Genomic DNA, 13256 nt, shown 5'->3' on the forward strand with positions numbered 1-13256 from the left:
TTATGACAATAATCAGCTCGGAATCAAACCAAATAGATAAAGTAACGGTCAAACCACGTTTACCAAAACGACTTATTGCCTTAATGGTTATCTATACATTATCGTCTGTCAGTGGATTAATGGCCGCCAGCTCACTATCAGAGTTAAGTGCAATGTTATGCATTTTGACCTTGATGATGGTATTGGCAATTATCGGTCGCCAGAAAGCGGGCTTATATCTTCTGCGGGTTTATTGTCTGTTGCAACTGCTGTTGTATAGCCTATTACCGATCATAATGTATGACCCAGATAATTTGGTTGCCGGACCAACGACATTTGATTTTGGTTTATTTCAAGCCGTAGTGCCTGATTGGCTTATATACTCAGTGCTGATTACGCTAGGTATTATACAAGTGTGGATTAGCTTTAATGCCAAAGTGAAAGCGTGGTTTAAACCGCGGATGAACCTCAACATTATGAGTAGCTAATAAGCGGTTGTATTATTTAGAGATGTTGTCCATAAATCAAAAAAGCCGTCAAAAGACGGCTTTTTATTATATAAATCCATTCTACAGTGAGATTGTTATCTCATTTATCGCGTGGTTTATCGCTGCTGTAAGACTCATTACACCGAGAAACTAGCCCCGCAGCCACATGTGGTGGTCGCATTAGGGTTTTTAACAAAAAAGCGTGAACCTTCAAGACCCGATGTATAATCCACTTCACCACCAACAAGGTACTGAAGACTCATTGGATCAACAACCAACTGCACACCTTGCTTTTCAATGGTGAAATCACCTTCGTTGACTTTTTCATCGAATGTAAAGCCATACTGGAAACCAGAGCAACCGCCACCTGTTACATATACACGTAGCTTTAATTCAGGATTCTGTTCTTCTTCTAACAGACCTTTTACTTTTATCGCCGCCGCATCGGTAAATTGGATCGGCATTGTTGCATCAACTTGTTCAGTCATTACTACCTCTTACTTCGGTGTCTACTGAGAATTATCCTTTACCTGACTATTTTGTTCAAGTATTACCCGCAGTTCTTTTTCACCCATCAACAGCTCTGGCACATTAAAGACTTGTTCAATCTCCCCGCCTTTCACCCCACGACTCGCAGCGACCTTCACTTTAACCATAATTCGTTGTAAATTAAAACCACTTGGCAGCACAAAATCGCTGTCCATTATTTGAAAATAATTAAACTCAAAATCCAGCTTTTTATTAATTAACTCGCTCAAAGACAGTTCGGCTGGCCCGCCATTTAGTGTGCCGAGCAACAATACTGTGGCGTTGGTTTTCACTTTCACTTTGCGTTTTTGCAACTGAGTTAAGATTAATCGTAACTGATATTGCTCGGGAGCTACACCTTGAGATAATTCCACCCCATGAATTGCCACCCCTTCAACATCAGCATCGGTAACCATAACACTGCGATAAAATGCTAATTCTTTTTCTAACGCTTTCTGTGCAGATAATTGCTGACTAAACATTTCTTGCATTTCTTTATTGGCATTATCAGCAATACTTAAGGCTAAATTTCGACTGGCAAGCGCTTGCGCTTGAGTCTCTAGTTCTTGCAATAATTTACGCTTACCACTGGCGCTATTTGGTGTAGCCTCTGGTGCAAATGAAAGCCATAGGTTAAAACTTATCGCTCCCAGCAAAAAACACACTACCATTAACCCTATTAAGTATATGCTTGATGTCCGGTTTTTGCGTTCTAAAACTTGCAGTCTGTCTAACCAGCGGTGATAATTTAACATTACGTTACAACCTTTTAATAAAATACAGTATGCTTGATGAAGCTTATTTGCTTAGGGCTTATATTTCTGTAGAGCTTAACATCTTGTTCAAATCCTATGCATTGTAAATAAGGTTCTAATGATAATAATTTGCTTGCCAAATAAAGCTTTACCAGCCAACGTAAAGAGCTAAAAAACATGCGCAGGCAGTACTTTGACCTGTTAAAAGGCGTTAGTGCAAATTGATGGAGAGTCATAACATGACACATACGCGTTATCGGTCAATCAATAAAAAATTGTCAAACACAACCCTAAAATATCAACAGACTTTAGAGTCAAACCGTGCAATTTAAGATAAATAAAGCCGCTATTATTCACGCCAAAAGAACTACGCGCAAATATCTACGTAACGAATTTAGAGATAAGTTATCTCAGGCTAAAATTAGTGTACAACTTTGTGCACTCGCACTGTTATTTGCCATCATCGCCTCATTAGTGATTATCTTATTCCGGTTAAGCTTGGTGTGGGCAGAACAATACCTGCATGCAGATTCCATGAGCCTTAGCTCAACCTTAAGCGATTGGCGCTCTTACTTACCTTTAATCGGCGCGCTGCTTATTTGGTTGCTGTCATTGTTGGGGTCAAAGCGTTACCGACGCATGGGCATTGCTTATGTATTGCATCGATTTAAATTGCACTACGGTAAGGTACCGCTTCAATCAGCTGCTGGACAGTTTTTTCAAGCATTAATCGCACTGATGACCAATTTTTCTGTCGGAAAAGAAGGCCCAGCGATTCACTTAGGTGCGGTGAGCGCAAGTGTTATGGCTGAGAAGTTCTCGCTACCAGACAATAGCGTGCGCATTATGTGTGCTAGCGGTATTGCCGCGGGTATTGCTGCCACCTTTAACGCACCGCTGGCTGCGGTTTTGTTTGTATTTGAAGTCATTGTACGAGAGTACAAAATTCATTACTTTTTCCCTATTATGCTATCTGCTATTTGCGGCGCGGTATCAAGCCAACTTGTATTTGGTAATATTCACGAATACGATTTGATCAATGTGATCCACATTCCACTCGATCATTATCCTATTTTACTCATTGGCGGGCTTGCGCTGGGATGTGTCGCTGCCCTGTTTAACTTTTCACTGATGAAAGTCACTGCCACTGGCCAGCACTGGCCATTAATTTATCGTCTGCTCATTGCTGCAGCAGTCACCACTCTAGTTGGTTTAGTCATGCCACAGGCATTAGGCTCAGGCGATTTTGCCATCAATGAAGCCATTAGTGAGCATCCTAGTTTGTTGTTTTTAATCGCGCTGTTATTAGCAAAAATGTTGGCGACCATTGCTGCTATTGGCTTTGGCGTACCAGGCGGACTTATCGGTCCGCTCTATGGTATTGGCGCCTTAATTGGGGCAATTCTAGCGTTAATCAGTAGCCTAATATTCCCGTCAATTGCGCCATATGTTGGCTTATATACCGTGATTGGGATGACGGCGATGATGGGGGTTTGCCTGAGTGCGCCCCTAGCAGCATTAGTTGCATTACTTGAATTAACCAACGATGCTTCGATTATTTTACCGGCCATGTTTGTCACCATCCCAGCATTTTTGGTGGCGTATCAGGGATTTAATACCAATTCTATCTTGCTAAAACAACTTGATATTATGGGGCTTGGTTACAAAATTGCTCCGCTTAACCAAGGGCTACAAAAGAAAGGTGTGAGGGTACTGATGGATAAACGCTTTGTCATTGTTAATGATGATGACGAACTGCTACTTGAAGTACTCAAACGGGCAGCAGGTCGCCCAGTACTAGTGCGTAATGCAGAGGGAGAAATTGAAATGCTGCGTCTTGAAATGCAGTCATTTGAAGATTCAACCACGCTATCACGCCTTCCTATGCCAGGGTTACCAGACACGGCCACCTTAAATGAAGCCTATGAAGCGCTGGTCGCGAAACGCTCCGGTGAAGTGTATATCTATCGAGGCACTAATCAGAAAGTGGTTGGGGTAATAAGTTGGGCTAATTTACTTCAAGAAATCCGCTCCGGGCAGGTATAGTCCCAGCCTATCCTCGGTATAAGCTCTCACCGAGTGAAAAAGGAATATACCTATCCAATCAACCTATTTTCAAAATAGGTCTATTGGCTAACAAGACGTATTAACACCTTGAAAGCGGTCCTTTTATTAGGAAATTAGACAACTTAAATAGTGAGGCGAAATGCTTTAACAAATATTCATTAACCCATACAGGGGCTGCTATAGCACAATGAAATTTGAGGTAGCTCGGTCAGTATGCCGCTCATTCAGTGCTGAATGAGTCATAAAGGCGCGCAACTTAATTCCATTAAAAAGTAAACTAAAGCCCTGCGAATGTTCTTCATAGCAGCAAGTGAATCTCAAAGTTCAGCACGGTTATTATATTTATCTGGCAGTTCTTTTCTGCTACAATTTTGCCTCAGCCACCCTACACATAACCTATATAACACTCTATATAATGCCCTATATAATAATACGGTAAAATAGCATGCTGTTCTGGTGAATATTTTGCCCCTAAACTTTGGAAATCAGGCTGATGACACAGTTCGAAGGTTCACATATCCTTTCAGTAAGCCAGTTAGATCTGGATTCGATTAACACTATTTTTAATGTTGCTAACAAAATGACCCCTTATGCTTTGCGTGAAAAACGCACCAAAGTGTTGGAAGGTGCTATTTTAGGCAATCTTTTTTTTGAACCTAGCACCCGTACTCGTGTCAGCTTTGGCTGCGCTTTCAATTTGCTTGGCGGACATGTACGAGAAACCACAGGAATGGCATCATCGTCATTATCAAAAGGCGAGTCCTTGTATGACACGGCTAGAGTACTATCAACTTACTCAGATGTGATTGCCATGCGTCACCCAGATGCCTACTCCGTCAAAGAGTTTGCTGAAGGCAGCCGAGTGCCAGTGATCAATGGCGGTGATGGACCAAATGAACATCCAACTCAAGCCTTGCTGGACTTATTTACCATCAAAAAAGAATTAAGCCATTCAGGTATGGGTATCGATGGTATGCATATTGCCATGGTAGGTGACTTAAAATATGGTCGCACTGTGCATTCACTTTCGCGCTTACTTTGTATGCATAAGGACATTAAGTTCACATTGATATCGCCAAGTGAGCTAGCAATGCCTGACTATGTGATCGCCGACATTGAAAATGCTGGCCATAAGATCACAATAACCGAACAACTTGAAGGTAATTTACATAACGCGGATATTTTATATCTTACCCGTATTCAAGAAGAGCGCTTTCCGTCACAGGAAGAAGCCAATAAATACCGGGGTAAGTTTCGCTTAAATCACAATATTTATACGCAACATTGCAAATCAAATACGGTGATTATGCATCCATTACCTCGAGATTCACGCGCGCAAGCAAATGAACTCGACAATGATTTAAACAGCCATCCAAGTTTGGCTATTTTTAGACAAGCCGACAACGGCTTACTTATACGTATGGCACTTTTTGCATTAACACTTGGAGTTGAAAACCAACTCGAAAAGTATGAGTGCCCAGTAAACTGGTATTCACGTAAAGCCGATAGATAATTGGCACACAATATTAAGGATTAGACATGACCCGTTCCGAAGTTTTATTTGAACAGGCTAAAAAAACCATTCCTGGTGGCGTTAACTCACCTGTACGTGCCTTTAATGGTGTCGGTGGTTCACCTTTGTTCATTGAAAAAGCTGATGGCGCTTATATTTTTGATGCCGATGGCAAAAAGTATGTCGACTATGTGGGTTCATGGGGACCGATGATTTTAGGCCATAATCATCCTAAAATTCGTCAAGCAGTGTTAGCTGCTGTCGAAAACGGCTTATCATTTGGCGCACCGACTGAACTTGAAGTAAAAATGGCTGAAAAAGTCATTTCAATGGTGCCATCGATGGAACAAGTTCGTATGGTAAGTTCGGGCACCGAAGCTACCATGAGTGCAATCCGTTTAGCCCGTGGATTTACTAACCGTGATGATATTTTAAAGTTTGAAGGTTGCTACCACGGTCATGCTGACTGCTTGTTGGTTAAAGCGGGATCAGGCGCATTAACGTTAGGCCAGCCAAGTTCACCTGGTATTCCAGAAGACTTTGCCAAGCACACTTTAACCGCGACGTATAACGACCTTGATTCTGTACGCGCTATATTTGAACAGAACCCAGACAATATCGCTTGTATCATCCTTGAACCCGTTGCGGGCAACATGAACTGTATCCCGCCAGTAGAAGGTTTTTTACAAGGCTTACGTACAATTTGTGACGAATTCGGTGCGTTATTGATTATCGATGAAGTGATGACAGGCTTTCGTGTCTCTATGAGTGGCGCACAAGGTCACTATGGCGTAACGCCAGACTTAACCACACTTGGTAAGGTCATTGGTGGTGGCATGCCTGTAGGCGCATTTGGTGGCCGTAAAGACGTTATGCAATTTATCGCACCAACAGGTCCAGTCTATCAAGCGGGTACATTATCCGGTAACCCAATTGCAATGACTGCCGGTTTAGCGCAAATGGACGCTTTGTGTGAACCCGGTTTGTATGACGCCCTTGCAGACAAAACTAAACGTGTTGCTGAAGGCTTTAAAGCCGCAGCAGACAAACATGGTATTCCATTAAATATTACTTATGTGGGCGGCATGTTTGGTTTCTTCTTTACTGAAGATAACACGCCAATGACGTCATTTGCCCAAGTCACAAAATGCAACATGGAGCATTTCCGTCATTTCTATCATGCCATGTTAGATGAAGGTATTTATTTAGCGCCAAGTGCTTATGAAGCAGGCTTCATGTCTATGGCTCATGGTGATGCTGAAATTGAATATACTTTAGCTGCTGTTGATCGCGTTTTTGCGGCAATGAAATAGCTCAACTTCATCAGTTAACCTCTTTTTAGGTTAAGCAAACTGTTGGTAACAAAAATAGGATAAATAACTACGTTGTTTATCCTATTTTTATTTATGTTAACAAATTCCTATTACCTTTCTCTGTGTTAATTATTTTATCCACGACTTTGGTCGATAATTGACGAAAAAACTGTGATCTATATTGCGAAAATGCCCGTGGTGTGATGTGATCGCCCCGCCAAACGGAAAGCTTAATTGAACCTTAAAAAAAAGGCTGAATTAGGTTAGCAAAAATTCATGGTAATGATGTTGATTACCTACAACACAAAGTTGGAATTGCAGTCATGCTACATACCTTTCTTATCTCACTTGCAGTGCTTGCGCTGTTAAGTATCGTGCTCGAAGAAGTTACCCATATTAATAAAGCCAAAACCACCCTGTTCCTTGGCTGTATTGCTTGGATCACCTTATTTATTGCCTCTGGTAGCCCAGAGAAAAGTAAACTGGTCGGTGAAGAACTCAATGAAAACTTATTAGAAATTGCCACCTTATGGCTGTTTTTAATGTCTACTATGACCTTTGTTGCTTACCTTAACGCTAAAGGTATGATCCAAGTACTGGTGCAAAAAATATTTCCGCAGCAAGTGTCTGTTCGCATGTTGATGATACAAGTTGGGATGTTTTCATTAGTACTGTCGACTTTTTGTGACAACGTGACAGCCACACTGGTGTCGTTAGGTTTACTGACCACCTTTAATTTAGACAAACAAATGCGTCGCCGTATGGCAGTGCTCATTATCTTTGCAGTAAACTCTGGTGGGGTTGCATTAATCACCGGCGATGTAACGACTCTGATGATTTTCCTTGCCGGTAAAGTGCATATTTCTGAATTATTAATTCTGTTCATTCCTGCCAGCATCAGCGTTATGATCCTAGCAATATTGTTCTCACTCAAAGCCGAAGGGCATGTGAGCACATCGCCAATTGAGCAAAACTACAATACCGTTGATATCGTCATTGGCTTGATTTTCTTCACCACCATCGTATTAACCATGGTACTTAACGTGCTGTTTGGTATTCCACCGGTATTGACCTTTTTATTCGGTTTATCAGTAATGTTCTTAGTCGGTACTACCCATAAGAGTAAAACAGAAGAAGTTCAGGTATTAGAATACATTCGCCAAGTTGAGTTCGATACCCTGCTGTTCTTCTTAGGTATCTTGTTACTGGTTGGTATGCTTAAAGAGATTGGTACGCTTAACCTATTAACAGAAGTCTATGGCATGTATAACCCAAGCATTTCTAACTTCTTTACCGGTGTCGGTTCTGCATTATTAGACAACGTGCCACTAACTGCAGCATTATTAAAAGCAGATCCCGTACTGACAACAGCACAATGGTTAGGCTTAACTTATTCGGTTGGTGTAGGCGGATCGTTATTAATCATCGGTTCGGCATCTGGCATTATCGCGATGAGTAAAGTTGAAGAGCTGACATTCGTAAGCTACTTAAAATATGTTCCAGCATTACTATTATGCTACTGCATAGGTTATGGATTAACGCTGTTTTTAGCCAATAACATTCACGGCTAATATTTAGTACGAGAGTTTTTCAGATAAAACAAAGGCGCTAATAGCGCCTTTGTTTTATGCCTAACATCCCAACATCGCCTTAAATTGCTGGCACTCTAAATTGCTCACCATCAATTTCTAATACGATATCTCGAGGACGAATTTCTACAATCGTCAGCTTATTCTTGATCATATCGCCCTGTTGTAATTCAACCCCATCGACATTTAACCAACGGTTACTTGGTTCTGTCGAATACACATGAGCATTAATATTAAACTCCGGTACTTGCAACTGCACACTCGCGGGTAAGTCACCATACTTAGGAATTTGCTGATTGGAAGGTCGAGGGATAGGATCTAATTTTGCTGAGGTCACTTGCTGATTCGCCGACTGTTCATATTCAACGTCTTTAAGCGCAGTTTCAAACGCAGCAATCAAATTACTCTGCTCTTTAATTGATGGTGCTTTAACAGAGGCAAAATCGACGTCTTCTGCGGCAGCATTTACTTGCAAGCGCAATGCCTCAAGCTCTGCTAAACCTCGGCGATTAGCCTTAGCACCCAATGCAATAGCTTCTTGCTGCTGCGCCTGTTGACGATTGCTCTCTTGTGTCTGATATTCATCAACGCTGCTATCTTGCCCGCTTTGATAATTATCCTGTTCATAACCTGCTTGCTGCTGATAGCTTGGTTGCTGAAAATTGGCTTGTTGGGCGTTGGTTTGTTGAGAGCTAAATTGTTGAGGGTTGAATTGCTGGGAGTTAACTTGTTGAAAATTGCGCTGGCCATCATTTGCTTGCAGATATAATTCATTCACACCAGAAGACTCAGCGTAACCATTGTTATTATAACTTGCCGCTTGCGTGTTCATTGCATTCGTATTGAAAGGTTTGGCAATAGGTAATGCCACCTTACCCGCTAAACGAATATCATCGTTATTTTGTACCGCAGATTCATTTTTGTTACCGGCTAATGCTTCAGGTGTTTTATGTGGTGTAACAACAGCAACTGGCGCCGTGACAGTTTGTTGTGCATTAACGCCATTATGCTGGATAGTTGATAACGATGCAGACGGTGACTGTAATAGCACACTCATGCCCCATGCAGCGCCAATGCCCAAAGCAATGGCTACAGCCAATACACTATACTTATTCAACTTATTTGAGCTGTTAGATTGCGATGTATATTGAGGCTGCTGCGTCGACATAATATCGACAACATCACCTTGTTGCTGCTTTTTACGGTTAACCGCATCCAATAGAATTGACATTAACTGCGCACCTCAGAGGTACTTAAACGAGGGCCTTGCTGGCTCAGATATAAGTTAAGCTGCACCAAAGTCTGATTGCCTGCTATACCGTCTGGCTTTAACCCATGCTGACGTTGAAAATTCATTAATTGTTGTTCTAAATCACTATCAAACTGCGTCAGTAGCCGTGCACGTCGCTTGTTGACTAACGCTAAGCTATTTTCGAGCCATTGCACTTGTGCCAAGCTAGAGGACTGACCAATCTCACGCGGCAAGACACTGTCTGGTTGCCACAAAATTTCAAAAGTGCCGCTAAAGTGGCGGTCAAACCAATCTTTATTCACCCAAAATTGTTGCTCGCCCAGTTGCAATAAAATCTGTTCGGCTTGACGCTCAACAATTACGCCATAAAACACGTTCGTTTGCGTATCTTGCAAGTAAACAACTGCGGGGTAATTAAGACGCATAATACTGTGCCAATTACCTTGTTGCTGATAACAGGCTAAATCTTGTTGCTGCGCAGCTTGGCAGGCAGACAAGCCGATAATAGGCTGTTTATTCCACAAGCCAAATAATCCGGCAAAGGCATTATCAATGCTACTGCTTTGTAGCATTGCTTGGCGCATAATTTGTTGTTGTGCATTGGCAACTGGAGTTGCTGCTTGTACTTGTTGAGTTTGTGCTGCTTGGTTTATCTGGCTAGGCATAACTGCAGGCGTTTGATTGGCTAAGCTAGATTGCGCTTGAACATCTGCTATCGCCGCATTCGCATTCATATTGTTTTCAATGGCTGAACGATTAAACAGATAAAATGATAAACCAAAAGCGAGCACCAACGCAGTAGCGGCAATAAATGGCCAGCGTTTATCGCCTGGTACATCAATATCACCCAATACTTCGACCGCAGCTTGATTAACCATTTTGTGATCAATCGGAACCTTAGCTTGTCCATAACCAGCCATTAATGCACGTTCACATAATAAGTTGGTTAAACGCGGAATACCGCCAGAATGTTTATGTAACGCGGTTATCGCCTTACGTGTAAATAGCGGCTCATGCCTACCGGCAACCTGCAAACGGTGCAACACATATAGAGCAATTTCATCTTTATTTAGCGGTAATAAATGATAGCGAGCGGTGATCCGCTGTGCTAACTGACGTAAGTCTTGACGTTTTAGCAGTTGTTGTAATTCTGGCTGGCCAATCAAAATCACTTGCAGCAGTTTTTTGGTGTTGGTTTCTAGATTGGTCAATAAACGCAGCTGCTCTAATACTTCCGAACGCAAATGCTGTGCTTCATCAATAATCAGCACCGTATTACGACCATTTTTGTGATTATTCAGTAAGTACATGCTGATTAAATCAGTCAACTGCTTTAACGTCGGATTTTCACCGTATTTAATTTCCAGCTCATCACATAGGGTGGCTAAGAGTTCAAGCTCTGTTAACGATGGGTTTAGAATAAACGCGGTGTCGGTATTATCGGGTATTTGTTGTAATAGACAGCGAGAAACAGTGGTTTTTCCAGTGCCGACTTCACCCGTTAATAATACAAAGCCACCGGTTTCACCTAGGCCGTAGGTTAAATGAGCCAACGCCTCACGATGACGGTCACTTAAGAACATATAATGAGGGTTAGGCGCGATAGAAAATGGATTATCGTTTAATCCATAGAAGGCTTTATACATTCGACCAAAAATCCTTATTTGAAACTGACGGCTCACGTTAATGCTTGTATGACAGCTTGTCAAAAGTTAGCCGTAAAAATCTAACTCTGATAAGATTTAAGCAACTTATTATTACACGTTGTGGTACGCCATGAAGATTTATTTAGTAGGCGGGGCCGTACGCGATACCCTTCTTAAACAAACTGTCGTTGATAAAGATTATGTGGTTGTTGGCAGCAGCGTAGAAGAAATGCTCACATTGGGTTATCAGCAAGTCGGTAAAGACTTTCCTGTTTTTTTACACCCTAAAACTCAGCAAGAATATGCGTTAGCCAGAACAGAACGAAAAACCGGTAAGGGTTATCAAGGTTTCAGTTGTGATGCCAATAAAGATGTCACTCTCGTCGAAGACTTATTGCGCCGTGATTTAACCATTAATGCCATCGCGCAAGATGAGCACGGCACACTGACGGACCCGTTCCACGGTATTGCAGACATTAACGCTAAAATACTTCGCCATGTGTCAGATGCCTTTGTTGAAGATCCTTTACGCGTGTTACGAGTGGCTCGTTTTGCCGCTCGATTTCACCACTTAGGGTTTACTATTGCACCTGAAACCTTACAGTTAATGACCGACATAGCTAATAGCGGTGAATTAGATCACCTCACCCCAGAACGCGTATGGCAAGAATGTGATAAAGCATTAAGCAGCCAAAGTCCGCAGGTTTTTTTCAATGTATTAAAGCAATGCCAAGCATTAACAGTGTTATTTCCTGAAATTGATGCGTTGTTTGGCGTGCCACAACCTGAAAAGTGGCATCCTGAAATAGACACTGGCATTCATACCCTCATGGTTCTCGAGCAAACGAGTCTATTAAGTGACAATAAAGCAGTACGTTTTGCCGCTCTAGTTCACGATCTAGGTAAAGCGTTGACCCCAAAACAAGATTGGCCGAAGCATTATGGCCACGGGCAGAAAGGTTTGCCGGTCATTAAAAAGCTTTGTGAACGAATTAGAGTGCCAAACGAATACCGTGATTTAGCATTATTAGTCAGCGATCAACACCAAAACATTCATAACGCGTTTGAACTAAGAGCAGAAACCATCGTCAAATTATTTGATAAAGGTGATTTTTGGCGAAAACCTCAACGCTTAACAGAGCTACTATTATGTTGTCATGGCGACTTAAGAGGACGAACTGGATTTGAACAATCTTCCTATCCACAAGCCGAATATTTACTACATTGCTATGAGTTAGCGAGCAACGTCGATGTGCAATCGATTATTGCCGCGGGTTACCAAGGATCGCAAATTAAAAGTCAACTTCAGCTAAATCGAGCCGAAACGATTAATAACTATAAAATACAATACATTGAAAGCAAGCAGCTACATTAGCTATTGCCTATTTAGGGTTTTATGAAAAAAAGCGGAAAAAAGCATTTTTTAACAGGGAATAAGCAATAAATCACTAAGATTTATATAAATTCGGCAATTAATGATGCTTTTGGCCCGGTAGACTTGCAATTTTCATTTATTTCGCTATTTTAAATGAACAATCTTATATTTGCCTATAGCAAATAAAAAAATCTGTGACATAATTACGCCGTTGCAAAGGCACATGCCGTTGCACTATTTAACAACCTATATATTAAGGGATTTACCCATGAACAAGAAAGTACTGATGATTGCTGGTGTTGCGATGACTGCTTTATTAGGTGGTTGTGCTAACACTACTGCTTTAGAAGAAAGCGTAGCAAACCTAGGTAACAAAGTTGATCAACTATCAGCACAAGTTGGTTCTTTAAAGTCTGAGCAAAGCAAGCTATCTGCTGATGTTAAAGGCGCTAAAGCTGCTTCTATGGACGCACAAGCTGAAGCTAAACGTGCTAACGACCGTTTAGACAACATGGCTTCTTCTTACAAAAAGTAAGAATAGTTATTAAAAATTAGCTTATTTACATAGGTTGATTATTAGGGCTTGATTGTTGATACCACTACTCTAAGTAGTACTTCAACATCAAGCCTTAATTATTTGTGCTTCGCGTAGAAAAGTAATAGTAAGCGGTATCAAGCGGTATCAAGCGGTATCAAGCGGTATCAAGCGGTATCAAGCGGTATCAAGCGGTATCAAGCGGTATCAAGCGGT

The 13256-nt window shown here is 41.6% G+C and carries 11 protein-coding genes; 7 read left to right on the plus strand and 4 right to left on the minus strand.

What is annotated here, in order from left to right; genetic code table 11:
* Nucleotides 1-2 precede the first annotated feature (2 nt).
* Nucleotides 3-467 (plus strand): hypothetical protein, encoded by a 465-nt coding sequence (locus AAEY97_RS11705; RefSeq protein ID WP_350978698.1) that lies wholly within the window; start codon nt 3-5, stop codon nt 465-467.
* 137 nt (nt 468-604) lie between these two features.
* Here the strand turns inward: AAEY97_RS11705 and erpA are convergent, their stop codons facing one another.
* Both erpA and AAEY97_RS11715 read right to left on the minus strand, forming a co-directional pair.
* A complete protein-coding gene (gene erpA / locus AAEY97_RS11710; RefSeq protein WP_011638424.1) occupies nt 605-955 on the minus strand; it encodes an iron-sulfur cluster insertion protein ErpA in 351 nt (116 codons plus the stop codon).
* A gap of 21 nt (nt 956-976) precedes the next feature.
* Nucleotides 977-1750, minus strand: coding sequence for a DUF6776 family protein (locus tag AAEY97_RS11715; protein WP_350998960.1), 774 nt, complete (start codon nt 1748-1750; stop codon nt 977-979).
* 321 nt (nt 1751-2071) lie between these two features.
* Between AAEY97_RS11715 and AAEY97_RS11720 the strand changes: the two genes are divergently transcribed.
* The 4 genes from AAEY97_RS11720 (at nt 2072) to nhaD (ending at nt 8214) form a co-directional block, all read left to right on the plus strand.
* Nucleotides 2072-3796, plus strand: coding sequence for a chloride channel protein (locus AAEY97_RS11720; protein WP_101088834.1), 1725 nt, complete (start codon nt 2072-2074; stop codon nt 3794-3796).
* 514 nt (nt 3797-4310) lie between these two features.
* Entirely contained in the window at nt 4311-5330 is a 1020-nt protein-coding gene (locus AAEY97_RS11725) for an aspartate carbamoyltransferase (RefSeq protein ID WP_101088833.1), read from the plus strand.
* Nucleotides 5331-5356: 26 nt separating this feature from the next.
* Nucleotides 5357-6643 (plus strand): glutamate-1-semialdehyde 2,1-aminomutase, encoded by a 1287-nt coding sequence (gene hemL, locus AAEY97_RS11730; RefSeq protein WP_192114386.1) that lies wholly within the window; start codon nt 5357-5359, stop codon nt 6641-6643.
* Nucleotides 6644-6966: 323 nt separating this feature from the next.
* Nucleotides 6967-8214: a sodium:proton antiporter NhaD gene (nhaD, locus tag AAEY97_RS11735; RefSeq protein WP_059743998.1), complete on the plus strand. Its 1248-nt coding sequence runs from the start codon at nt 6967-6969 to the stop codon at nt 8212-8214.
* A 79-nt stretch (nt 8215-8293) separates the two neighbouring features.
* On the opposite strand, the gene AAEY97_RS11740 is transcribed toward nhaD, so the two are convergent.
* The gene (locus tag AAEY97_RS11740) at nt 8294-9463 is read right to left on the minus strand and encodes a general secretion pathway protein GspB (RefSeq protein ID WP_350998964.1); all 1170 of its coding nucleotides are present in this window, start codon (nt 9461-9463) and stop codon (nt 8294-8296) included.
* On the minus strand, nt 9463-11130 hold the full coding sequence (locus tag AAEY97_RS11745; RefSeq protein WP_192114383.1) for an ExeA family protein: 1668 nt from the start codon (nt 11128-11130) through the stop codon (nt 9463-9465). The genes AAEY97_RS11740 and AAEY97_RS11745 overlap by 1 nt, the downstream gene beginning before the upstream one ends.
* A gap of 130 nt (nt 11131-11260) precedes the next feature.
* On the opposite strand from AAEY97_RS11745, the gene AAEY97_RS11750 reads away from it, so the two are divergent.
* Nucleotides 11261-12505 (plus strand): multifunctional CCA addition/repair protein, encoded by a 1245-nt coding sequence (locus AAEY97_RS11750; protein ID WP_350998966.1) that lies wholly within the window; start codon nt 11261-11263, stop codon nt 12503-12505.
* A 268-nt stretch (nt 12506-12773) separates the two neighbouring features.
* The gene (locus AAEY97_RS11755; RefSeq protein ID WP_011638433.1) at nt 12774-13040 is read left to right on the plus strand and encodes an Lpp/OprI family alanine-zipper lipoprotein; all 267 of its coding nucleotides are present in this window, start codon (nt 12774-12776) and stop codon (nt 13038-13040) included.
* Nucleotides 13041-13256 lie beyond the last annotated feature (216 nt).

Source organism: Shewanella sp. TB7-MNA-CIBAN-0143, from assembly GCF_040310065.1.
Taxonomy (GTDB): Bacteria; Pseudomonadota; Gammaproteobacteria; order Enterobacterales; family Shewanellaceae; genus Shewanella.